General features: G+C 51.1%; 27 protein-coding genes and 1 pseudogene. 3 read left to right on the top strand and 25 right to left on the bottom strand.

Annotated features, from left to right (window positions below; translation table 11 throughout):
* Positions 1-15: 15 nt before the first annotated feature.
* From WFP70_RS17970 to WFP70_RS17960, 3 genes are all read right to left on the bottom strand, one after another.
* Complete coding sequence (locus tag WFP70_RS17970) at positions 16-1299, bottom strand: hypothetical protein (RefSeq protein ID WP_058959267.1); 1284 nt, start codon at positions 1297-1299, stop codon at positions 16-18.
* Positions 1292-2383 (bottom strand): nucleoid-associated protein, encoded by a 1092-nt coding sequence (locus tag WFP70_RS17965; protein WP_058959345.1) that lies wholly within the window; start codon positions 2381-2383, stop codon positions 1292-1294. The genes WFP70_RS17970 and WFP70_RS17965 overlap by 8 nt, the downstream gene beginning before the upstream one ends.
* A gap of 142 nt (positions 2384-2525) precedes the next feature.
* On the bottom strand, positions 2526-3017 hold the full coding sequence (locus WFP70_RS17960) for an STY4534 family ICE replication protein (RefSeq protein WP_058959268.1): 492 nt from the start codon (positions 3015-3017) through the stop codon (positions 2526-2528).
* 26 nt (positions 3018-3043) lie between these two features.
* Here WFP70_RS17960 and WFP70_RS17955 point away from each other — a divergent pair, with 26 nt between their 5' ends.
* Positions 3044-3334 carry a hypothetical protein gene (locus WFP70_RS17955; protein WP_153012252.1) on the top strand — a complete coding sequence of 97 codons (291 nt, stop codon included), beginning with the start codon at positions 3044-3046 and terminating at the stop codon, positions 3332-3334.
* 297 nt (positions 3335-3631) lie between these two features.
* Here the strand turns inward: WFP70_RS17955 and WFP70_RS17950 are convergent, their stop codons facing one another.
* From WFP70_RS17950 to WFP70_RS17910, 9 genes and pseudogenes are all read right to left on the bottom strand, one after another.
* Positions 3632-4354 (bottom strand): PFL_4669 family integrating conjugative element protein, encoded by a 723-nt coding sequence (locus WFP70_RS17950; RefSeq protein WP_082678094.1) that lies wholly within the window; start codon positions 4352-4354, stop codon positions 3632-3634.
* Between the two features lie 100 nt (positions 4355-4454).
* Positions 4455-5639: an STY4528 family pathogenicity island replication protein gene (locus WFP70_RS17945; protein ID WP_058959270.1), complete on the bottom strand. Its 1185-nt coding sequence runs from the start codon at positions 5637-5639 to the stop codon at positions 4455-4457.
* Positions 5640-5729: 90 nt separating this feature from the next.
* Positions 5730-5984, bottom strand: coding sequence for a ParE family toxin-like protein (locus tag WFP70_RS17940; RefSeq protein ID WP_058959271.1), 255 nt, complete (start codon positions 5982-5984; stop codon positions 5730-5732).
* Positions 5981-6565, bottom strand: a complete 585-nt coding sequence (locus WFP70_RS17935) for a DUF2857 domain-containing protein (protein WP_058959346.1) — start codon at positions 6563-6565, stop codon at positions 5981-5983. Before WFP70_RS17935 ends, WFP70_RS17940 begins: the two co-directional genes overlap by 4 nt.
* A gap of 48 nt (positions 6566-6613) precedes the next feature.
* Complete coding sequence (locus WFP70_RS17930; protein WP_072226480.1) at positions 6614-8140, bottom strand: ParB family protein; 1527 nt, start codon at positions 8138-8140, stop codon at positions 6614-6616.
* Entirely contained in the window at positions 8137-9516 is a 1380-nt protein-coding gene (dnaB-PI, locus tag WFP70_RS17925) for an SPI-7-type island replicative DNA helicase (RefSeq protein ID WP_058959273.1), read from the bottom strand. Before dnaB-PI ends, WFP70_RS17930 begins: the two co-directional genes overlap by 4 nt.
* Positions 9509-10393 carry a ParA family protein gene (locus WFP70_RS17920; protein ID WP_058959274.1) on the bottom strand — a complete coding sequence of 295 codons (885 nt, stop codon included), beginning with the start codon at positions 10391-10393 and terminating at the stop codon, positions 9509-9511. The genes dnaB-PI and WFP70_RS17920 overlap by 8 nt, the downstream gene beginning before the upstream one ends.
* 334 nt (positions 10394-10727) lie before the next feature.
* Positions 10728-10856 (bottom strand): annotated as a pseudogene (locus WFP70_RS17915) (type VI secretion system tube protein Hcp); the annotation flags it as partial.
* 1 nt (position 10857) lies between these two features.
* On the bottom strand, positions 10858-11121 hold the full coding sequence (locus tag WFP70_RS17910; RefSeq protein WP_337023988.1) for a hypothetical protein: 264 nt from the start codon (positions 11119-11121) through the stop codon (positions 10858-10860).
* Positions 11122-11755: 634 nt separating this feature from the next.
* On the opposite strand from WFP70_RS17910, the gene WFP70_RS17905 reads away from it, so the two are divergent.
* Positions 11756-11923: a DUF4223 family protein gene (locus WFP70_RS17905; RefSeq protein ID WP_072050557.1), complete on the top strand. Its 168-nt coding sequence runs from the start codon at positions 11756-11758 to the stop codon at positions 11921-11923.
* 131 nt (positions 11924-12054) lie between these two features.
* Here WFP70_RS17905 and WFP70_RS17900 read toward each other — a convergent pair whose 3' ends face one another.
* The 7 genes from WFP70_RS17900 to WFP70_RS17870 form a co-directional block, all read right to left on the bottom strand.
* Positions 12055-12396, bottom strand: a complete 342-nt coding sequence (locus WFP70_RS17900) for a hypothetical protein (protein WP_337023987.1) — start codon at positions 12394-12396, stop codon at positions 12055-12057.
* Positions 12397-12481: 85 nt separating this feature from the next.
* Positions 12482-14524 carry an FAD-binding oxidoreductase gene (locus tag WFP70_RS17895; protein WP_337023986.1) on the bottom strand — a complete coding sequence of 681 codons (2043 nt, stop codon included), beginning with the start codon at positions 14522-14524 and terminating at the stop codon, positions 12482-12484.
* A gap of 10 nt (positions 14525-14534) precedes the next feature.
* Positions 14535-15152, bottom strand: a complete 618-nt coding sequence (locus WFP70_RS17890) for a glutathione S-transferase family protein (protein ID WP_337023998.1) — start codon at positions 15150-15152, stop codon at positions 14535-14537.
* Positions 15153-15374: 222 nt separating this feature from the next.
* Positions 15375-16727 carry a PTS cellobiose transporter subunit IIC gene (gene celB / locus WFP70_RS17885; protein WP_337023985.1) on the bottom strand — a complete coding sequence of 451 codons (1353 nt, stop codon included), beginning with the start codon at positions 16725-16727 and terminating at the stop codon, positions 15375-15377.
* Positions 16728-16920: 193 nt separating this feature from the next.
* Entirely contained in the window at positions 16921-18237 is a 1317-nt protein-coding gene (locus tag WFP70_RS17880; RefSeq protein ID WP_337023984.1) for a 6-phospho-beta-glucosidase, read from the bottom strand.
* A complete protein-coding gene (locus WFP70_RS17875) occupies positions 18230-18571 on the bottom strand; it encodes a PTS lactose/cellobiose transporter subunit IIA (protein ID WP_337023983.1) in 342 nt (113 codons plus the stop codon). Before WFP70_RS17875 ends, WFP70_RS17880 begins: the two co-directional genes overlap by 8 nt.
* Before the next feature lie 61 nt (positions 18572-18632).
* Complete coding sequence (locus tag WFP70_RS17870) at positions 18633-18938, bottom strand: PTS sugar transporter subunit IIB (protein WP_160832993.1); 306 nt, start codon at positions 18936-18938, stop codon at positions 18633-18635.
* A 292-nt stretch (positions 18939-19230) separates the two neighbouring features.
* Between WFP70_RS17870 and WFP70_RS17865 the strand changes: the two genes are divergently transcribed.
* On the top strand, positions 19231-20184 hold the full coding sequence (locus WFP70_RS17865) for a MurR/RpiR family transcriptional regulator (protein WP_337023982.1): 954 nt from the start codon (positions 19231-19233) through the stop codon (positions 20182-20184).
* On the opposite strand, the gene WFP70_RS17860 is transcribed toward WFP70_RS17865, so the two are convergent.
* From WFP70_RS17860 to WFP70_RS17835, 6 genes are all read right to left on the bottom strand, one after another.
* Entirely contained in the window at positions 20176-20499 is a 324-nt protein-coding gene (locus tag WFP70_RS17860) for a gamma-glutamylcyclotransferase family protein (RefSeq protein WP_337023981.1), read from the bottom strand. The genes WFP70_RS17865 and WFP70_RS17860 overlap by 9 nt on opposite strands.
* A 118-nt stretch (positions 20500-20617) precedes the next feature.
* Positions 20618-21157 carry a fimbrial protein gene (locus tag WFP70_RS17855; RefSeq protein ID WP_337023980.1) on the bottom strand — a complete coding sequence of 180 codons (540 nt, stop codon included), beginning with the start codon at positions 21155-21157 and terminating at the stop codon, positions 20618-20620.
* A gap of 8 nt (positions 21158-21165) precedes the next feature.
* Entirely contained in the window at positions 21166-21651 is a 486-nt protein-coding gene (locus tag WFP70_RS17850; RefSeq protein WP_337023979.1) for a fimbrial protein, read from the bottom strand.
* A gap of 9 nt (positions 21652-21660) precedes the next feature.
* A complete protein-coding gene (locus tag WFP70_RS17845; RefSeq protein WP_337023978.1) occupies positions 21661-22179 on the bottom strand; it encodes a fimbrial protein in 519 nt (172 codons plus the stop codon).
* Positions 22172-22792, bottom strand: coding sequence for a fimbrial protein (locus tag WFP70_RS17840; protein ID WP_337023977.1), 621 nt, complete (start codon positions 22790-22792; stop codon positions 22172-22174). Before WFP70_RS17840 ends, WFP70_RS17845 begins: the two co-directional genes overlap by 8 nt.
* A 15-nt stretch (positions 22793-22807) precedes the next feature.
* The gene (locus tag WFP70_RS17835) at positions 22808-23584 is read right to left on the bottom strand and encodes a fimbria/pilus periplasmic chaperone (protein WP_160832999.1); all 777 of its coding nucleotides are present in this window, start codon (positions 23582-23584) and stop codon (positions 22808-22810) included.
* Between the last annotated feature and the right edge of the window lie 20 nt (positions 23585-23604).

Genomic DNA, 23604 nt, shown 5'->3' with positions numbered 1-23604 from the left:
TGTCACTATGGTTATCTAAATAAGTGACCATAAATATTTTAATGTATTTTCAATGGTCGCGTAATCAATGAATTTATTGAAGTAAATTTTTGTTGATATCAAGCTTGGAACCCAAGCGATAAAGGAAAAAATGACCATCCAGAACTTAAGCTTTTTGGCTTGTGACTTAAGCTTTTCTTTTTGACTGTTTATTAAATTAAAGAGATCGCTTCCGTTATTTGCCTCAGAGTAACTAAACGTACTATCAATAGAGGAGCTGATTGCATTTATTATTTTTCTTTGCTCTTGCGTGGTTATAAAAATCAACAGTGACGCAGCATAAACCCCTAACAAGAGAAGTAGTGATTCAAAAGAATCCTTCGATTTGAATATAGCCAAAGGGACAGCTAGCGATACAGGAAGGCCAAATAACTTACCTGATATTCCAGATAGACAGGACGATATTTTTGATGATAATTCAATATAATTTTCAGATGCAGCCTTCTTTTGCTTTAAAAAAGAGAATTTAGTCAGATAAGCTTCAAAGTTCCCTCTGTAAATACTTAATAAAACATCCCAATTGTTTACGATTTTATCAAATGGATTGCCACCAGATCTTTCAATGTTCAAAAGCTCGAGAATTGAAACTCTAAACAAGGATGATTTTTCTTCTTTATGTAGCCTATCGATATCGGACGACATAATATTATCAATAATATCGACACTATCAAGTTGCTTTTCCAAGTGATCACTAGTTATCTTTGGTGTGATCACTATTGGAGCACTTGTGTCTTTTATCTCTGGATTTGAGTCAATGAAAACTAAATTCAGACATCCAGATATCTTATCATCGTAATAGTAAGAGCTTAATAACTTTAACCCATTGATTATTTTAGCTAATCCTAAAGCAGACTTTAGATTTCCGGTAACGTTTTCATCTGATTCAGAGAAATCATAATCCTCATCCGACAAATAGACATTATAGGAGGGTTCAGATTTATTCAAATGATTATTACCTTGAAGATAAGATAAAATATTTTTCTTGAAGGTAAAATCACCCGAAGGAAACACAATAGATAGTTTAACAACATCGCTGGAGTATTGAGGGCAAGGGTCTCCAAATGTAGTGCTAATCTCATTAGCACCATTAAGTAATGTAAACTCTGATAATGAATTATCATTTGACCAAATTTCATTCAAAATGACATGCGCATCCTGCGTTAGAATGCCATCAAAGGTACACTGATTATTATCTAACTCAGGCCTGTTAATGAGCCTGTAGAGTTTAACTAAAAGCTTGAACTCATTGAAATCAACCATTTTTCTCTTCCAAGGCTTTTTCAATTTTTGCCTTAGTGTCTTCATCTAGATTAGATATGATAATCTTATTCTCAGCTTTAACATATCTAATATCCGCACCATCTCTAGTGCCCAACACCCTTTTTTCAAAAACCAATTCCCAACCATCTGACTTAGTTCTAACGCGGGAACGCCTTGTAAGAGTAGCTTGGCTAACGCCAAATTCATTAGGCAATCCAATGTCATCGCTATTCAGGAACTCGGTAAGATTATCAATAGCATTCCCAAGTTTTGGAGGAATTATGCCACGGACGACATGTTCAATATCATTTATACTCGCAGTTTCCCCATTCGCCTTTTCTTTCAAATAAGTGAAAACCGCCTCATAAGCTGGTTGTTTATAGGGTTTGAGATCAGCGTTTGCTTCAAAAAACTGTCTTACCCCCGTTAAAGCTAATTCGGTTGCTTTTGAGGGAGGCAAGCTATCCGAGCACCCTAAAGCCGATACAAAGTAACCAGAGGCATCAATGTTTGACTTGGGGCTTACAAAGGCTAAGTAATTAGGCTTATCTTCATCCTGAGATGTTATATGATTGAAATATCTATCATAATTGATTCTGGCGGCCTGATGAATTTTAGATAAATCTATTTCAACAGTTTTGACTGGGATTAAATCATCATTTAAACCTAAAGCATCTTTCTGCTTTATCATTGTAACCAAAAAATAATTAGAGCCTTTTACTTCAAAGTGTGAGAACACAATCGCTCCGCCACTTGCTGCTATCCTGTGTGGGTCTTTTGCTTGCTTTGAAAGCTCATTCATACAGGTTTTGGAGAAAGAAATAAAATCTTCACTAGTTGCATTGCTTTCATAATATTTATTGAAAGCTGCAGGTACTTTATAAATGTCAACATTAGAATCGAATGTGCCACGAGCTGCTTGGCTTTCCTTTTTTCCTATAAGCCCATAAAGCTCTTCAATTAAAGTTTGAACGTAGATGTCATTTTTTGGAAGAACTTTAGTTTTTATTTTAGTCTCAACCGCCTGCTTTCCAGACTCTTTAATTAAATCATGAATGACGCAATGGCGAAGTTTAAATGACATTCTACTGTCCTTGTGAAAAAGAAATTTATTTTTAGTTTTTATAACACCAAGTTCACTGTTTCCATAGTTAAATTTGTCTAAAGCGTGGAGCTTGCTCATCGATGAAGAACGCCGTGACACATGTCACGGCGTTTCGTTTGTGCTAAAAGGAATTTTTAGCATATGAGCGTTGCCCTTCAGCATGACTCGGTGGGGTCGTTTCAGTTTTTTCTGCCTTAAAAACCATCTGCTGGCCAATCTTGATCCAATCAACTTTAATCAGCCTAGCTTTCAGGCTAACCCGTTGTTCGCCCGCATGATCACCTTTGTTGAGCGTGAAAATGTCAGACGTCAGGTTGCTGAGAGTAAACCCAAGCAGCACTTTCTGGTCCTCGTCTACGGCTTTCTGACAGCGGCTTATAAGGTCCGTTGCCTCCTTACCGGCGACAGTGGCATCAAAGCGCACATAGGTAGGGTTGTCAGTGGGGCCGCTCAGCGCATTAATCACCACGCTGAGGAAGCTGCCAGTGAGGGTTTCAATTCTGCGAATGTTGCTCAGATAACCCAGGCCCTTGATGTTGAGATTGAAGTATTCAGGTTTGGTAGAAGCCGTGTTGGCGTTGTTTGCAGCGTTGTTAGTAGTGGTAGCAGTCATGATGTTTACTCCGGGAGTGGGAAATAGTGACGGAGAAACATTCATCCCTGACGGATAAATGCTTTCCGTCAGGAAGCGCGGATAGCTATGCCGCGCTGGCTGGTCAGTACAAAGAACCTCATCACACAGGTGACATCCGCATTAAGAGGTTGAGCGGATCGACCACTGCACAAGCAGCACTTCTCTCAGGTCGTGAAGTTTTAGATGGCAACCGCGTAAGCGTTTCTCTCAGGCTGCTGAAACATTGGCTGGTTGTTGAGACAACAACAATAATGCCGTTCCAGTGTCCTGCCGCTAAAAGCGGATGTCAGCGATAAAGTAGTTTTGCGGATATGAAAATAAAAAAGCGCCAGCAATTGCCAGCGCTCAGGGCCTGCACGCAGACCGATGGTGTATTCGTTACTCCGGGAGTTAAAGCTCCGGCGCGGTTTTCACGGAGGGCGTGCGCCTTACAGACCAAATCGGATGTGCGGTGATTTGCCTGCCGGACTGATGATTTTCTGTCCCCGTAAAAGACATCCAACCATCCCGCAGTCACGGGGTGCTACATCGAAGCCTGTTAACCTTATCAGCATCGCTGAGGACATAAAAGGCTTTGCTGAAGAGCCGGAAAGTTATTCAGAAGCTTCACTACTATCCGCCAGTTTTTTCAGGTTTGGAGAGAAGGTGGAGAGCATTTTTCCCCTCATCACCTCCAGATCAACATCGCCCAGCAGCTTGACGGCTTCGCTGGCAATCACCGTCTTCTGTTCCAGATCGGCGCGCGTTACAGCGAACGAACGATAGTGCTGTGCGATGCCATACACCTTGCGCACCAGATGGCCGCCATTGCTGAGCATTTCATCGCGCTCTTTTCCGCTGATCAGCCCGTAATGGGATGCCTGGAACACCTTCATTGCCAGTTGATCATAACCAACCAACAGCCAGACGCAGCGATAACCCAGCGGCGTGCGGCTGAAGACGCCAATATTGAGCGGCGACACCGACGATACATCCGTCAGTGAGATCCGCGCAGGGATGGCTTTAAGCGTCGCTTCCAGCTCATCGACCAACTTCTGGATCTCAGTGGTCGCCAGATCCAGCGCGTTCTCCAGCTTCAACAGCGCCATATCTGCATAAGGGTTATCACCCTCGGCGTCACGGCTCATCAAACCGGCGCGCTGAATCACGCGCGGCATGCTGAGGATTTGTGGTCTGCCACGTTCGCGCAGGTCATCAGGTTGGCGTCGGCGGCCTTCCCACAATCGAATCGCATAATGCGAGTGCAGTTCAATGGTCAAAGAGGAGCGTAACGCGCCTGCTTTGGCCGTATCGGTTTCGTTCTTTTCTTCAGCCATTTCCCACTCCATATAGTTGATGATGCTGCACCAGTTTTCAGGAGCGTTAAGGCAACATCTATCGTAAAACCATTCACACAGCTGCCAGTTATCTGGCTCGTCAGCTTTTCAGGCGTTGGCGTATCGATTGCACGATCTCAGCGATGTCAGCGGCAGAGCTGGTTGCCCTTGTCGTCGGTTCAGGTTGTGCCGGTTTAGTCGGTGTGGCGACAGGCGACGGGTCTGCAACGTGAGTGAACTGGCCGGTTCTCGCTTTTTTGATAATCGTCAGCAGCCAGCCGGTTGGGTTCTGGATTGAACCGGCATCAAGATTCTGGCCAAGTTGGTGAAGCAGCTGCTGCGACTGCTCAGCGGGCAACGCTGCCAGCCGGTGCTCAAGCATGGTGAGATCTTCCTGGCTGAAACGCTGCCGGTAGCGTTCGGGGATGAGTTCCGATGTTGGCGCAGCCGGTGTATACGTGTTTTTTTTCACACCTTGTGTAAAACAACGTACGTTACCGTTCGGATTCCGAACTCCGGGCCGAAGCCTTGGTATCAGCGAGGGTTCGGAAACCGAACTCAGTGAATTTGAATGCGCCGGTATAATGGGTTCGGCTTCCGAACTCGGTGTTTTTATACCCGGTTCGGAAACCGAATTCGGGTGAGTGAACTTCCTGACTACGGCCATTTCCTGCGGCGTTTGTGGCTTGCCCAGACGACTTTCGATCTGGCTAATATGGCTTTTGCAGTGGCGCATCTGCGGGTCATTTTTGATTTCATCCAGCACCTGCAACGCAGTTTGCTTGATGGTTTTATTGCCGCTGCGGCACGCTTCAGCGACGGTATCGAGCCACGCCGGGTCCATGATTTCAGCGTCGCAGCAGGTTAGCGGTTCGTCGTGCTGCGCATAGATATTGCCGCGCACGCGTCCCTGATCGTCGCGAACGCGCTTACACAGGCTGAGCCAGCCGGTAAGTCGCAGCATCAGCAGCACGCGGCTGACCGTTTCGCGCGATGCCTTGCCTTTGTGCGGGGAAGCGAGCTGCAGTTGCAACTCGTCATAGCTGGGGAATACAGCGCCGTGGTTTTGCTGCGCGTACAGCCTGATCATCATCCACGCCATTTTATCGAGCGGTGAGAGCCGCGTATCAAGCAGCAGCTGGCGCGGGTAAGCATCCTGCACATTGCCGAGATACAGCAAACCGCTTCGCAGCTGCGAGACGCCATCGTCACTGGACTTTTCCGCCAGGCGCGCCTGCATTTTTTCCATCGTGAAAGCGATTAAGCTGTCAGAGGGGAGATTCATGTCATTTCCTTTTGCCGCCGATCGCTACGTGCCATCGGGTGAATGCTGTTATTGCTGTACCCCGCGCGGGATACAGAGTGACAACACTCGCTATTTCCAGATCGCCTTGCTGTATCTCTCATGCGTCATCAGTTCCCAGTCTTTGCCGCTGTTTTTACTTAACAGCCGCCAGAACAGGCCAATGTCGATTTTGAGATAGTCCGCTCCGTTCGCTTTGATGCGCGTGAAGTTGTTCTTGCCGCACCGGAACAGCGTCAGTTGCCTCACCGCTTTGCGGCGGCAGGGCTCTGGCACGTTGACCGGCGCGACAAGACCTTCAGTCAGCGTCTGGTTGCGTCGACTCATGCCATCTTCCGCATGGCTGCGGGCTCAGGCTTTTTGTTGCCGTGCCAGCCATGCACGGCGTGCCAGATAGCGGTCAGCGACAAATCCATCTGCTCAGCGCACAGCATCATCACGTCGAGGCCATCGGCGCTGTCGGGATCGTCAATGCTGGCTTTCTGCCACTTGCGCCAGATCTCGGCGTTGTCCTCGTCGTTGAGCACCACGCCGCGCCCCTTGCGCACTTCGATACCGGCCATGCGGCGGCGTGCGGCGACTTCAACCGTAGAAAGGCCGAAGTAGTGCTGCATCAACTCGATAGAGCCGTTGAGCGCCAGCGCGCGATCGATGCGCTGCAGGCGTCTTTGCTCGCGCCGTGCCTGCTGCAACATCAGCGACAGGTTTTCGTGGTGAATGCGGAAGGTCAGCACCGATACCGGGCTGTTCATCAGGTAGTGCAAATCTTCAATGGTGAGGCCATGAAGCATCTGCATTTCCTCTGGCATCAAACCCAGCGCTTCGCAGCGGCGGATGTAGCCTGACTTGAGTTCCATCACTAACTGGGTAAGCAGGCCGTTGGTGGCCTGAGACAAGCTGTTACTCATCATCGTGATCTCCGGTTTTCAGTAATCTCAATCGACTAAAAATGCCGCTCAGCTCTGGCGCTGCAGCTCGCGCAGCCGCCGCAACGTGCGGATTAACTTCATGAACGTCTGGGTGAGGGCATCATCAAAGCTAGGTGCGGCATTGCTGCTGCCGATTAGCAGCTCGCGCATCAGGTCAGGCAAATCCTCATCGCACGCGCCGCCTGCCAGTGAGGAAAGCAGGCATGAAATCGGTGAGGCGCTGAGCTCTTCGTCAATGCGATAGCCCGCTGAAGCCGTGCTGTTATCCGGTACGACGGCTTCGCCATCGCTGTCCGAATCGGCCAGCTCAAAGGCAAGGCGAAAGGCGATATTGCGCAGGTGATCAGCGTCATCCTGCAGAGTCGGAATGGACCAGAAATCTGGTGCGGCTGATTGAGTGTTGCCACTGGCAACATCAGAAACCATCTCTAAAGTGTTGCCAGTGGCAACAGTAGAACTCGGCTCGGAGGTGTTGCCAGTGGCAACAGTGGAATTCGGTTCGGAGGTGTTGCCACTGGCAACACCGGGCGTGGTGGGTGGTGGAGTTGGCTTGCGAACCGGCGCAGGCGCGCGCGGTGCTGCTTCCGGTTCAGGCTGCTGGTTTTGCTGCTGAAGCTGCGGTGCAACCGGTTCGGGTTCGCCAAACAGCTGGCGACGGTTTTGTTCACTGGGATCAAGCTCAATCAGCCAACGATCGTAGTTGAGCGATGGATGCGGCAACGCGCTGACCAGCTCGCCGATAAACTCGTCGCGGAACATCTCCAGCGACCAGCTCTCCGGTGAATTGAAATGCGGGCACACTTTGGTCATCACGTTTTCAAACGTCACTTCCGGCTTGGCTTCTGCCGCATAGTGATTCCATAATTTCTCGGCATCGCTGCGCAGTACCAACAACGCGTTGATCTGCGGACGGCCAAGACCCGACTCCAGCAGCGCCGGTAAATGCGGATAGAGATGACGGACGCAACTGTCCATGCGGCTCAGGCTGGAGTAACTAACCGGATAGCCTTGATCTGTCAGCACCGTTGCCAGCTCTCGCAGGGAAACCGCTTTGCCCGATTCATCCTCAATGATTTGGCGGGCGTTGCGGATGCCGATCGCTTTCTCTATAAAGCTCAGCTCACCACGCAGTTCGTTTTCCGCCAGATGACCAATCACACATTTGATGCGACCTGGCCAGGGTTTGAACAAGCAATGCACGCGGTAGAAATGTTCGCTATGCGTCTCCGCCCACAACTCACTCAACGCCTGGTAACGCGTGTTGCCGCCGTCACTAAAGATGTAAGAGCCTGGATTGTCGGGATCGAGCGTGACTTTCGGCACGGTATCGAGGCCGCGCGCGCGAATCGATGCCTTGATGTCATCAAAACGTGGATTACGGCTAGTGCGTGGGTTATCTGGATTGGGGCGTAACTGCTCCAGCGTCAGCACCATTGGCATTTCGCTGCCTGGCGCATCTGGCGTTGCCACGGTTAATGTTGCTTCGGCCTGACGACCGCGTTTTAAAAGCGCATCTGTCAGGCCGGTTGTGCGCTGTTTTGTCATCGCTGTCATGCCTGAGCCCTCCCATAACCGAAGTGATAGGAGTTGTTTTCAGCATTTGAAAAGCGCGTGTAGCGGCCATCATAGGCGGTTTTAACGGTGCCGATAGGGCCCTGACGTTGCTTGCCAATGATGATTTCGGCGATGCCTTTTTCGATGGAGTTCTCGTTATAAACTTCATCGCGATAGATGAAGAGAATCAGATCGGCGTCCTGTTCCAGCGCGCCGGAATCACGCAGATCGCCGTTGTTTGGCCGCTTATTGGGGCGCGATTCAACCTGGCGATTGAGCTGGGATAATGCTACCAGTGGACATTTCAACTCTTTGGCCAGCGCTTTCAGGCAGCGCGAGATCTCTGATATCTCCTGCGTGCGATTCTCCTGCTCAGGCGCGCGCATCAGCTGCAGGTAATCGACCAGAATCAGGCTCGGTTGTCCGTATTTGCGGATGTAACGCCGCGCGCGGGCACGTAACAGCGCAGGAGTCTGGTCGCTGTTTTCATCGATGATCAGCCGATCTTTCCAGGCTGTGACGCGCTCCATTGCCATGCTGATTCTGGCCCAGCATTCATCATCGAGCTGGCCGCTGCGCAGCAAATTCAGCTCCACCTTACCCAGCATTGCAACCAGCCGCATCATCAGCTGCTCAGCGGGCATTTCCAGGCTAAAGCAAAAAACTAAATTGCTCTCCAGTGCATCCAGCGCCGATTCGCACATCGCCAATGCCAGCGCCGTTTTGCCCATCGAAGGACGCGCGGCCAGCAGAATTAAATCGCCCGCCTGCAAACCACAGGTCATCTGGTCGAGCTCCCGAAAACCCGACGGCGTGCCAGTGATGCCATTGCCGCCGGTGGTCTCTTCTAGCCGGGTAAGCAATTGCGACATGCCATCGAGAACAGTGATTTCCTGGTGCTGGCGCGCATGGCCTTTCTCGGCAAGGTTGAACAGCTGGCTTTCGGCGACTTCGGTGATGTTGTTGGCGGTGGCGTTGGGTAGCTGCACATCGCGCGTAAGTTGGTTGCCAAGCACATACAACTGACGCAGCTGGCTCTTTTCGGCAATTATCCGCGCGTAGGCGAGGATGTTGGCGGCGCTCGGCGTGTTTTTGCTCAGCTCGGCGAGGTAAGCAAATCCACCACACTGATCGATGAGGTTGTGACGCTCCAGAAGTTCGCTGAGCGTGATCAGGTCGAACGGGCTGTTGGTTTTGGCCAGCTCGTCGATGCCTTTAAAAATCGAGCGATGCGGACCGGAGAAGAAGTCTTCGCGTTGAATCAGCGTAACCACATCATCCCAGCGATCGTTATCGAGCATTAGCGCGCCCAACACTGCCTGCTCAGCATCGATGGAATGCGGCAATTCGATTGGATAATTGTTGGACTTAGACATGATTCACCTCCTTCACTGAGCGTGAAAGTAGCGCACCAAACTGATTGCGCCATTCCGGGAACAATTCACACGCTAGGTTGTGCATGGTTTGCAGCGCCGAATCGCTTTTGCGGCGGGTCTGCGTTTCAAGCCGGTGCGCAGGCTCGCCAGCAAAGTGGCCCGCCTTATAGATGTCGAGATCGTAGATTTGAGTGTTCAGCAACGACACGGGGATCTCGTCAGCGTAGGGACTATATTTCCCTTCGCTGACAATCGTCTCCAGTTGCCCGAGTGTGGTTTTGGCCAGCGAGGTGTAATCCATGCAATTCACCAGAATGCGAATCGCCGGTAGCGCTATGCCGTAAGAGGAGAGTGAGCGTAGCTGTTCGAACATCGCGATAGCACCGCGCAGAAACTCGCGGATGTCGGGCAGCACCGGCTTCACTATGCCGATGGTTGTGTCAGTGGCGGCGAGCGCAATAAGCTCCAACATCACCGAACGCGCGCCCTGTGAATCAATGATGATGACGTCGTACTCATTGAACAGCGGATGCTGCAGCACGTTACGCATGCGTAACCGACCATCTGGGGCGTGCAGCATGGCAGTCAGCAAGTGGGCTTGCGGGTCGTTGGAGATGATGACGTCGAGATTAGGGATGAAACTGTTGGAAATTATGTTGGTTGAATCACCGAGATCTACCGACTGCATTAGCAGTTCATATATGCCGCACGGCGCTTCATAGGTGAGTTGATAGATGCTGCTGGCAGTGGGCTGGCCGAAGTCACCATCGATTAAAAGCGTCTTCAGTCCTGCATCAGCGAGGAAGCCACAGAGGTTTGCGGCTTGCGTAGATTTGCCTTCTCCACCTTTGGTGGAAATTACGGGAAGTATTTTCATTTTGCACATCCGAAGTAAGTTCGAATATGCATCTCGTCAATTCTGTAAAACCCGTTTAAAGACTCATTTTCCCGCAGGGAATCAACCTGAAATTCTCAGCAAGGGGATTGAAAATCCCCGTGTCCGTGGTTCGATTCCGCGTCCGGGCACCAACATTTTGAAAACCCAGCCTTTATGGCTGGGTTTTTGCTTTTGTGGGTTTCTAAAACACCTTTACGTCTTCAGCGCCATCAAAAGCATTAATCTTGATGCCTGCGCTTTAACGGTATGCTCAGCAGTAGCTCACCAGATACAGAGCGCTTGCCAGGTGACGGTATCTACAGTCAGATCCATACACCGACAGGTTAATGCCATGGCTCATGCCGATAATTTCAATGCTGCCTTCACGATCCTGAACATCGACAGATCCTTGAATATCTGCTCCACCACCGTCTTTTAGCCACATATACGTAGGGATTGGCATTTTACTTGCTCCTTTTTTTTTTAATTAACTTCGCGATTGTTAAGTAAACAGCTGTAGTGATGGACATCACGATGGAAAAATCAATATAGAAATAGGCATCATAGAGAGTTTCAATATTGGATTCACCGCTGATAAATACTGCGATCTTATCGGCGAAATCCTGAGAGATATACGTTTCAGCGCAACCGATCGATCTGCCAACAACAAGCGACAACAGTATAAAGAAAACGCATTTTGCGATTCTACGGGCAAGTACTTGAGCCATTGGCCACGACCTCAATTAATTCTCGGGCCATAAGTGAAGGCTTGCCTGGTACGGATACCATTAAAGTATTCATAAACGCCTGGCGGGTAAACGCACAGATTTCACTGTTTAAAGCCAACTTTCTCTGAAGTGCCATTACCTATCCCTATTTAACATTCATGCAGTAACTGTAGGTAATGTTACATATGATAATTTTTTGAGCCAGTAAGAATAATGATGTGTTTTCAAATTTGTGTAGTCGCCAACATTATATGATCGTCTGAAGGCCATATTTGGTATGGATGCTGATTAATTCTTCACAACGAAATAACTAGTTTAAACACTAGTGTAGTCATTTTCCTAAAATTCCTGCTAACTCTTTAATTGATGATTAATATTATCAACCTGAAGGGTTTTCTGACATTAATGGAAGTTGTCAGGTTTTTACTACAAAAGTTTAATCAAAAAATGATAACCATGAGATGGTTCGTCATGTTGTCTTTAGTTATATATTTAATTAATAATTTATCGCATAAGCGCTGTAAGGTTCTTATGTCCTGTTACTTGCTATTCTCAGCGATTTCTTGATTTTTAAATGCATGAGAACAGTAATTCAACATCTTCAAAAACACTTTTAACAAATGGACGCGTTATTATGAATAAGCTCATCAAGTTTTCAATTGCCGCTGCGGCAATCGCCTTGTTGTCTGGATGTACTGGAAGCGTATACAACAAAGAAAAGAACTGTGACTACGATTACTTGCTTCATCCGGCAGTATCTATATCTAAAATCATCGGTGGTTGTGGGCCGGTAGATAAATAAAGCATGTGTCATGTGCGGCTGGTTTTAAATTCATGCCAGCCGCGATATTTATAATCTTGTTCGGTTTTCTCGTCTTAATTTCACTTCAACTACAACGCCAATGCTCAAACGTATAAACATTACGCATGTCGCTAATAGTAATAAACCTCAAGGTAAGCATTATGCGTACCTGTGGCGGGCATACGATGTAAAGTCAGTTGGCCATGGGTTTCACCGGCTTTACCCCTGGCAGCGGTCATGTCGATCTTCGCTCCATCAGGTGTATAAGCCTGGCGTAATACCGCATTATTTCCTGGCTGACACTGAAACGTATAAGGCGTACTGAGTGATGATGCCGACAGTGTTGGCTGAATGACCTGCGTTTTGCAACCTGACGGTTGAATGACGCCCGTGACGCGTAATTCAACACTTTGCGCGAGGGTCAGCCCGCTCGTGCACATGGATAGTAGTAAAATCAGTGGTTGAATGCGCATCGTACTGCTCCGATTCAGGTGATGATTCTGTTATCGGTTACTGCGCGTTATGACTTTAATTTGAAGGTCGGGCAGTCGCGCACACTTAGATATCCAGATGAATTTCGTCAACGTCCCCATCCTGCTGGGCCGGAACCGCGCAGCAGATCAGCACCTCATCCTCAGCCACACTGGCACTCGGGCGGGTTGTATAAGTGACTGCACCTCGCAGCAACCGGGTTTTGCAACTGCCGCAATGCCCTTCACGACAACTGTATTCCGGGCTGAGGCCACGCGCCTCGGCCAGCTCCAGCAGTGAACCACTTTGCGGTGTCCAGGGCGCCTCTTTCAGCGACGTCATAAATTTAATCGGTACGTCGCTCGTTGCGACCGCTGGCAGCGCCAATTCGGGGTCCGCTTCATCTTTGTGACGCTGAAGCGAGGACGGGCCAAAGGCTTCGGCGTGAATGCGTTTATCGGCGATATTGTAGCTGCGCAGCCCGTCATATAACGCCTGCGTAAACTGCGGCGGACCGCACAGGTAAAAATCGTAGTCGTTAAAGGGCAGCACCCGGGAGAGCAGCGCCATATCGATGCGTCCTACGACATCGTAATCGAATCCTGATTCTGCATTCTCTGGCTGGCTCAACACGCGCACCATTTTGCATGCGCCCTGTGAGGCCACCAGCAACGCATCCAGTTCACGGACAAAAGGGCGTTCCGCTTTGTTGCGCGCGGACTGGAAAAAGTAGGTCGGGCGCATCCGCTGTTTGCGGCGTCCTTCATAAACCAGATGGCGCAGCATCGCCAGCATCGGGGTGATGCCGACACCCGCTGCCATCAACACCGCTGGGCGTGTCTCTTGTGCATCGATAGTGAAATCACCGGCTGGCGCACGGGTATCAATTCGATCACCAACCCGAAGATGTTCGTGCAGATAGCACGAGACCACGCCATCGCGTTTGACGCTGATGCGATAAAAACCGTCCGACGGCGCAACCGACAGGGTGTAGTGACGAATCAGCGGTTTGTCTGTACCAGGCAACTGCACGCGAATCGGCAAGTGCTGTCCTGCCTGATACGCCAGCAAACCGGCGCCATCATCTGGCATCAGATGAAACGAGCGAATCGATGCGCTCTCATCGACAATCTTCGTCACCCTAAAAGGCCGCCAGCGTCGCGCCAGTTCGCTGGCATGCAGGCGTTCGGCAGCCGATTGCCAGTCACCCGTCATTTCTGACGCCGGTGAGATACCGCCTGCTTCCGTTTCCCAGCGCAAGGCGAGGGCGGCATGACGACGCACGATGCGGCGCGGGCGGAATGTCCACAACCGTTCGGCGCCCTGGAATGCAGCTATCTCCGGCGAGTCGAGGATCACGCTGGCATCGCCGGTCATTTGCAGCGTATCGCCGCTGTGGTAATCGACAAACAGCAGTCCGGCTTTCCCGCTCTGGTGGATGTTGCCGAGCGTGGAGAAGAAGAGGTTGCCGTTAAAATCGGGAATGGTGAGCAGGCCATCGTCATCCACACGCACAAAACCGGGTTTGCCGCCGCGATGCGAGGCATCAACCTGATGCTCGGCATAAGTCGCGACATAAAACGTATCGGCGGTGGCGATGGTGTTGCGGGCCGCCTCATCGAGCGTGCTGAGCACTTCAACCTCACCTATAGCAGGCGCATTGGGCGAACGAGCAAAGCGGAAGTCGCGCAGCTGAATGTAGCGCGGACAGTTGCCGAAACTCTGCTCCACCTGTACCCGAAAGCCACCGCCAATCGCGCTCAACATGCCATTCATGCGGTTACGGCGACGGGTGTGCAACTCAATGCCGAGCAGGCCAACCGGAGCGCCATCAGTGAACCCGGCAGCAGCCGGATCGCGGGGATCCGGCTGGGCGGCAATATCCAGCGTGGTGGCATTGGGCGAGAAAATAAAACCGGGCTGGCCTTCCAGCAGCGTAACCCAGGCATCGCCTCGCGGGTCCACGCTGCCTACCACGATAAACGGCAGTTGCGCGTAGAAGTCACGATGCTGATCGGGCATGTAGTCGCGAATCACACGTTGGCCGACTTCCGCCATGCGTTCGGCTACGCCCGCTTGCTGCTGCAGGGCTATTTCACCTGCATGCCATACCGGAAGTTTCTCGCCCATGATAGTTAACTCACGCGATGCTGCGCAGACCGGCAGCGGTTTGCGGGAAGGGAACAAAGCCCGGCAACGCTTCAATACGGCGTAACAGCGCATTGACCGCCGGATAGCCAGAGAGATCCACATTGCCTTCCGGCGCGCCGATCAGGTAGCTGTACTGCGCGATATCCGCGATGGTCGGGCGATCGCCGACCAGCCATTCACGCCCGGTAAGATGTTGATCCATTAACGCCAAAATGGTGTGCGCACGAGCGATTACTTCGTCAGGGTTGAACGGGCGACCAAACACGGTAATCAAGCGTGCCGCACAAGGGCCATAAGCCAGTTCGCCTGCCGCCACCGATAACCAGCGCTGCACCTGCGCCGCGCCCAGTGCATCTTCGGGCAGCCACTCACTGCGGCCTGATTTTTTCGCCAGATAAACCAGGATGGCGTTGGAGTCGGAGATATACACGCCGTCATCCTCCAGCACCGGCACCTGGCCGAACGGGTTGATGGCGAGAAACGCCGGGGATTTGTGTTCACCGTTAGCGAGGTCAACATCAATCACCTCGTGTGGCAGGTCGAGCAGGGACAGGAGCAGACGTGCACGGTGCGCATGACCAGAAAGCGGGAAGTGGTAGAGTTTCATCATCAGTGTCCTTTCGTGGTGGCCGGGATGATCCCGAACCCTGTCTAAAGGTTGGCACAGCCTGTGGCGCGGCAGAATAGCCGGGTTTGCGAAGTCATTATTGCGGAAAATGGAAGAATGGCGGGCGGTGTTGATGCACGGCGACCCTGCAAAATCATTAAACCTATTTTGCAGGGCGCGCAGTCATGCGTATCGCTATTGCCGCGCGGGGTTGGCCGGAAATTATGAAACTACCGCACTCCCTGCTACAGCCTGAGCCTGCTGTTCGCTTTGCTGTTCTTCGCGCTGTTTCAAACGATCCCATACGCGGAAGAACGGATAGTAAATCACCATCGAGATCGCCAGGTTAACCACCTGTAACACCGTGCCGGAAATGTGCCCCCCAGTTGCCAGATAGCCGCTGACAAATATCGGCGTGGTAAACGGCAGGGCGATGCCGGCTGGCGGGGCAACCAGTCCGGTGGTCATGGCCGCCCAGGAGACAATCACCAGCACCACCGGGGTGAGAATAAACGGCAGGAACAGGTACGGGTTCATCACCAGCGGAATGCCAAATACCAATGGCTCGCTGATGTTGAACAGCGCGGCAGGTCCGGCAATCTTACCCAGCTGTTTCATCTGGCGGCTGCGAGAGCGGATCAGCATAAAGATCACCAGACCCAGCAAAGCACCGGTGCCGCCAGGCGCTATCCACAGATCATAAAACTGCTGCGTAAAGATGTGCGGGATCGGCTGGTTATGCTGGAACGCTTCGAGGTTTTCACTCATGTTGGAGAGCCAGACCGGCTGGATGAACACCAGCACAATGGCATCGCCGTGCAACCCCAGCGTCCAGAGAATCCCGATCAGTAGCACCGAGAAGATCATGCCCGGCAACGTGCCGCCGACGTGGTGCATCGGCAATCCAATCACGGTGGCGATCAGGTTGTTGATGTCGCCAAACGGCGAGGCTTCCACTGCCAGACGGATGATCAGCACCACCGCCAGCACGCAGAAGCCGGGCACCAGTGCGAGGAAGGATTTTGCCACCGCAGGCGGCACGCCTTCCGGCATCTTAATCACCAGATTGCGGCAGTGGACGAAGCGATAAATCTCCGTCGACATCAGCGCAATCACAATGGCCACGAACAAGCCCTGGCTGCCAATCATCGAGATCGGCAGCACGCCGGTCACCAGCTGTGCGGGTGCATTTTCGACTGGGGCAAACAAGGTCTGCTGCGGAATAGTCATCACAAAAGCCACTAACGCCATGGCGCCGCTGGTGAGCGGATCCAGCGTGCGGTACTTCTCCGCCAGACGATAGGCGATGCCGAAGCTGGAGATCAGCGCCATGATGTCGTAGGTGGCGCGCACCGGATAGAGCAATTTGTTGCGCCAGGTGTCGCCAAACAGATCCGCCATCAAATGGCCCCACGCCGGAATTGGCAGGTAGGCGAAAATCAGGAAGAAACTGCCAATCAGCATAAATGGCATGTTGAGAATGATGCCGTCACGCACCGAAAGTACATGCTTTTGTCCGGCGACTTTCAGCGCTGCGGGCAACACATAACGTTCAATAAGAGTACGGTTGGACACAGGGCCTCCTCAGGCTCAATGGCGCAACAAAATGATAATAAGCGGTCCATTTGCACCAACGCTAGCGGCGGATCATTCGCGCTGTTAGCGTTGGTGCAGGTGACCTTACATTGCCAGATGCCCTCAATTGTGCAGCGGCACGTTTTATCGGGCATATCTGGAGCCACATTCTCGCGATTGCACCGTTACGGCGCTATTGAGCCGATGAGAACTGCGGCAACCACGGCTTGTTCAGGGTTAACACTTCGTCCAGCAGGGCTTCCGCTGTTGCGACATCGCCGACCAGCGGATTGCCCAGCAGCGCCAGCAATGCCTGATTACGATCGCCGTGTACCGCAGCTTCGATGGTTAAGCGCTCGAAAGCTTTAATCTGCTGTGTCAGGCCGTTCATCAACGGTGGCAACTCGCCAAACACTAACGGGTGCGCGCCCTGAGCATCTACCAGACAGTTCACTTCCACCACCGCGTCATCGGGCAGGCCGTGAATCGCGCCTTGATTGCTGCAGTTCACCACCAGATTCTTGCCGCTGTTGTTGTGAATCGCGCTGATCAGCTCAACCGCCACTTCAGAGTAATAAGCACCACCGCGGAAACTCAGTTGCTCCGGTTTATGCGCCAGATGCGGATCGGCATACAGCGCGAACAGCTCCGCTTCGACCTTCATCACTTGCTCAGCGCGGGTGCCTTCATGACCGTTTTTGGCTTTCTCTTGTTCTTCAGCCAGCATCTGCGGCGTCTGCCAGTAGTAGCGATGATACGGACAGGGAATGGCATTCAGCGCCCGCAGGAACTGCGGTGACCACGGCATATCTTTGATGTTGTTCATGGTCAGCGACTGGCCATCACACAGTTGGTCAATCACCTGTTTGGTGACATCTTCGCCACGGCAAGTGACCTGATGCACCCACACCAGATGATTGAGCCCGGCAAAGCGCAACTGCACATCATCCCATGGCGCGTCGAGCATACCGGCAATCATATGATGCATATTCACCGGTACGTTACACAGGCCGATGATTTTGGCGTTGCTGTAACGCGATACCGCTTCAGTGACGATCCCGGCGGGATTGGTGAAGTTAATGATAAAGGCATCGGGCGCCAGCTCTTCCACTTTCCGCGCCACGTTCAGCATCACCGGAATAGTGCGCAGGGCTTTGGCAAAACCGCCCACGCCCGTGGTTTCCTGGCCGAGACGACCGTATTTCAGGCCAAGGCGTTCATCGGCTGCGCGCGCCGCCAGCTGGCCGACACGCAGCTGGGTTAGCACGAAACTGGCACCACGGATGGCATCATCCAGCTCAAAGTGCACGCTGACGTTGACCTGTTCTAAGCCATTCTGCTGCAGCATGCGGCGGGTGAGGTCGGCAATAATATTCACTTTCTCCCGACCCGATTCCACATCCACCAGGGCCAGTTCAGTCACCGGCAACTGCGCGTAACGGTTGATAATCCCTTCGACCAGTTCCGGTGAGTAGCTGCTGCCACCACCAATAATGGCTATCTTAAGCATCGGTTCCTCCTGCCGCAGTGCGGCGGTAGAGTTCAATGATTTCGCCCGCCAGATCCTGCACCAGCATGGCGTTCATCAGGTGATCCTGGGCATGTACCAAAATCAGGGTGACGGGCAGTTTGCCGCTGCCTTCATCGAGACTGATCAATGCCGTCTGCTGCTGATGCGCGCCATTAACGCTCTCTTTCGCCGCCATGAGCTGTTGCTCGGCAGCAGCAAACTGGCCCTCGCGCGCCAATCGCAGGGCGCTCAGTGCTGCACTGCGAGCGGCACCGGCCTGTACCAGCAGCAGCATGATTTGTTCTTCAAACTCGATAATCACTTCTTCGGACATGCAGAATCCCCCACAGCACAAGGCCGTGTATATTTCGGTCAGTTAGGGTAAAACGGAGGTATTACGAGGTGTGCAACGCCAGGGCGGTATCCAGCACCTGTTCACCACGCATCATGCCGTAATCCATCATGTCGATGACGGCGACAGCTTTGCCCTGTGGCTCGGCGATGGCAGTCAGGCGGGCGGCTTCAAACTTCACTTGCGGGCCGAGCAGCACCACGTCGGCATCCGGCAGGATGCGTTCGAATTCCGCTACCGGCACCGCTTTGATATCAATGGTCAGCCCGCGCCCCTGAGCCGCGCTCTGCATTTTGTTGACCAGCATGCTGGTGGACATCCCTGCAGCACAGCAAAGTACGATACGCATATGATTTCCTCCTGTGATTTGTCGGGGCCATTAAAGACCCGTGTTGAAGACGGTGTAAATACCCTCCGGACAGACGGTTTTCTGATGAATGAATAATTAACGATTTAAAATTAATGAGTTATGCTCTGATTGCTTGTGAAAATATTTTTCATGACTGTGATCGGTGCTGTAATTTATCGTTAACATAAGCGGTTTTTAACGCTGGTAGTGGTGGAGTTGCTGAAAAAAAACTCACACTGAAAAATATTTTCATGCATGATGAGTGTTCGCAACGAGAGGATGTGGTGAGCGGATGGATATTGTCTGGCAACTGCGGCAGCAGTCGGCACGCGCGGATGCGCCGGAATCTAAGCTGGCGCGTTTTATTCTGGAAAACCTGCACGTCAGCGCGCAGGCCACCATGGAGAGTCTGGCTAAGCAGGCTGGCGTCAGCACGGATGTGTTGCACCGTTTTGCCGCTTCAGCGGGCTGTCGCGATCTGGATGATTTCCTGCATCAGGTGCGCAAAGCAGGACAGCAGGAAGGGGCATTTCTCGATGTCATCCGGCAGCGCCAGTCATCGCTGAGCCAGCAGGAAAACCGTGTGGCGCTGGCAATTCTTAACGATATCGCGTTTGCCGCCTCGGCCACCATCGAGCAATTAGCCGGACGCGCCGAAGTCAGTGCAGCCACCATCACCCGCTTTGCCCGTTCTGTGGGTTGTGAAGATATTCGCGAATTGCGTATGCGGCTGGCCAGGGCCAGTTCGATACCTTCAACCCCAACTGCGCAGGGTATTCCGCAGTTGGAGGCAATTCATCAGGCGTTAGCCCAGCAGTGGTCATTGACTGAAACCGAGACCTGGGAGCGGGCGGCGCGAATGCTAGTTAAAGCTCGCAGCGTGCTGTTGATTGGTGCGGCAGGGCAGACTACGCCCCTGGTGGCTGAAGTACACCAGCGATTAACGGCGACAGGTCTGGCGCTGGCATGGATCCAGGACGATAACCTGTTGCGTATGACGTTAAGCCGATTGCAGCCGGATGATTTATTGCTGATTCTCGCGCCGGATGCGGTTAACAGCAGCGTGCTCAGCGCGGTGCATCATGCACATATTCAAAAAACGCCAGTGATTGCCGTTTGTCCAACGAAGCTGGATCTGGCGAGTCAGGCTGATATTTGGTTACCGTTGCCGGATGATCAGCAGGCGCGCAGCTATGGCATTCTCTGCGCGCTGGATCGGCTGGAAACGGCGCTTAGGTCATTTTAGCGCGTAGATTTCTGATATCAGGGTGCTGCCATCTTGCAGCACCACTTCAACGGACACACGCTGATAGCCTTCGCCCTCAAACTCATCAAGCATCGACCAGTTTGCCGGAAGATTTTCCGAGCTGAAGACAAAGCCGTTGACCTGTGTGCCTTCGGCAGAGAGTTCAATACCAGGAAAACCCATCGCTGCGCCCCAGCCCGCTTCACGTAGATTGCCCAGCACGTAACCTTGCTGCCAGCTTCCGCCAATATTTTCCATTATATGCGAATTAGGGCGGCCTGGACCGAGCGTGCCGTAAACGAAGAGACTATGCATTAACTACCTCAGCAACCAGGGAAAGGCATCAAATCTAGCGCGAGAGGTGAGGTTAGCCAATGGAGTGCAACGTCTGCCCGATTAGTGAAAAGTAAAGCAGACGTTACAGGTTTCTGATTTAGAGGTAATTCAACACGAATGTTGCCGTGGCAGTAAATTGTCCGTGCCCAATTCGTTTGTTAAGAATCGCATTAGGTTCCCCCTGCACATAGGCCTGAAATGCCAGCACCATATCGCCAGCCTGCAATTTTTTCGCAGGTGCTGCTTTATTAATTCCTATCGTTGAACCGTCAATACTTTCAATTCCGATCGCAACTCCACTGGCAACACTTCCCGGATCGAGGCGCAAAAATCCCGGCAAAGAGGTATTTTCTGTGCCTTGAAAAGTCACTTCAACTTCGTTAAAGACACTGATGTCACAGTCTTCTAGATGAATCTTTAATGGTCTGCTGGGTGTGCGAGTATAGCGATACAGAAATTTATCGATCACCTCCTCGAAATCTAGCTTAATTAATTCATCCCCCGGACGTATGAAGCAGGGTGTATCAACAAGCGTCCCACGCATAATAAGATTTTCTGCAGCGAAGGCTCGCGCAGGAAGCATCACTCCAAAGCCCGGTGTGCATAGGATAATTAACAATGTAATGATTCGCTTCATAACTTGCCCTATTGATAATCAGCGATGATGGTCGCCTGAGATGTAAAAGGGCCTGCGGTAGGTAAGGAGGCCGGATTAGCAACAGGGACGACAGTCAAAGTCGGCGGCCGTAACAAGTTGATTGAAATTAATTGATTAATACGTAATGGAGAGCCATTTTGCTCAACCCTGATGCCTAAACCACTTTTATTTGTGACAATAGCCGTATTATCAAAGCTTGCTGCAGTTCCCTGAACGGCTAAACGCACGCTTCCGGTTCCCGAACAAGTTACGGTATACGGTACAGTTTGACGATATTTGTTACCATCGATACCGCGAATAATTACGGTGTCGAAGTCTATTTCAATGAGTCCGCCTCTATTAATCTCACAAGGAATAGACTCCACGAGGGTTCCTCTGAAGTTGACATTTGTTGCTTGCGCCAATGGGAAAATCATGAACAGGCATAAAAATGAAGTTATCTGTTTTCTGTTGGGATGTTTGATTTTTTTCATCTCATCTTCTTATTGATAATCAACCAGCAACGTTGAGGTCGCCGTGAAGCTTCCGCCAGTGACGGCACCACTTCTATTTTTAATCAAAACCGCACTTAATGACGGTCGTGCAGGGTCGGTAAAATTATGCCAGCTATTCACTGCCATCTTTGTCCCGTTACTTTTTAATTCAATAGCAAGATTGGCTTTGCTTGTACCCAGTACTGTCGTATCAAAAGAAGCACCGCCTCCTAAAATTTGCATCTTGAGTGCCTTTGAAGTACCCGCTGAACAGTCAAGTACATAGGGTATAGGACGTTCATAAATACGACTGTCAATGCGTGAGACAATAATATCGTTACCAAAATCAATTGGAATATCTCTATTTCCATTGACGATGCAAGGCGGCGCTAAGACTTTGACTTTGACCGTGGCAGTCGTCGAGAATGCCAGTGCGGAGTTAGACAATGTCAGTGGCCAAAAATAAACTGCCATAGCGCACCAGAGCCCCATTGCACGAACTTTATTTCCTGAGTGCAGACTAATCATAATTCAACCTGAAGTTCACATTGGCTGAATAAACGCCTGCGCGCAGTTCGTCACGAGTTCGCTCCGCTGCAATGTAATAGATTACAACGTTATTGGCCGGTGTTAATAACAAGGGTTTTTCTTTTTGCCCAAGGATAACGTTATTACGATGCGCATCTTTTAAGCGCAATCCCATCCCGTCGACGCCCTGTGCTTTGATCAATTGAGGATTCACTAAGTCTTCAACTGCGGTGAAGGTGAAGGAAACCGCGGGTTGACTGGCATTCCATGCAAGATTTCCTCTCGTATCGCGATTCGCAGAGGATGTGCGTAGGCAGTCATGTAAGTAGAGGGCAATAGGGACTAAATTGCCATTGTCACCGGGGCGCTGTAAGTCGGCTGTGGCGACATTGCCTAAAGATACAGATTGGTCGGCCGACCGCATATCCAACCGGCATGCACTTTCGGTCAAAGTACCGTGCGCGCGGATAACGCCGTAATTGCCATCGACCAGACCATCAGTAAATCCTGCCTGTGTGATAGAAGAAAATAACAGTGTGCCAGCCAGGATCGCTGAGCCTTGCACGTTCCTGATAATCACTGCCGGGCGCGCGGTAAAGACGATTTTTTGCATGAGTTTCTTTCCTGATTATTTAGGTGTTGCGCGCTTACTGGTATCGACATTGCAAACATTGCCGCTGCATTTAAAGGTTAGTGCTGTCTGGCCGCCGTAATCATTGACGTAGACCAATACCGGAGTAGCACCCAATGCCGCTGCGCTGCCACCCAATACAGTCTGGTTTTTAGGCGAAATCATCAATGCATCAAACCCTTTAATGACATCACCTTCTTTTTTGGCGCTGGCACCAATTAGCGTGATGTAATAGGGCGTTGGATTGATCACGGTATATTTATCGCCACTTTTACTTAGGGTTATTTTTTCCTGAAAAGGCAACGCATGCTGTGCCGCTGCTGCCTCTGCTAATGAAGCCGGACGGTAAAATAGTTTGATGCGCGTTTGCAGAGCAATTTGCAAAACATTTGGTTTATCGCTTTTAGGAGGAATCTCTCTCAGATTAAAATAAAACAGTGACTCACGATCCTGAGGTAATTTCTTGAAAGATTCCGCTGAAGTCAGCGCCTGCACTTTTACCTGGCTTTCAGCTTTAGGTTCAATGCGCTGTACCGGTGGCACCACGGTGAGTGGACTGCTGGTATTGAGCTTTTCACCTTGTTCGTCTTCCAGCCAACCTTGCGCTAAATAAGGCAGTTCCGTGTTTTGGTTGCTGACCGTCAAACTGACTGATTTCTCTGAACCAGGAAATATGACCCGCGTTCGGTCGAGTGAAATAGCTGCTGATACCGAATGAGTGATCAGGCTTATAGTGGTTGCCGTAAAGATGAAAGCTATATTTTTTCTGTTCATTATTTTCCTGCAGAGTCAGT

Source organism: Pantoea sp. USMM079 (assembly GCF_037153115.1).
GTDB classification, from domain to species: Bacteria; Pseudomonadota; Gammaproteobacteria; order Enterobacterales; family Enterobacteriaceae; genus Pantoea; species Pantoea communis.
This window is presented reverse-complemented; position numbering and strand designations above follow the sequence as displayed.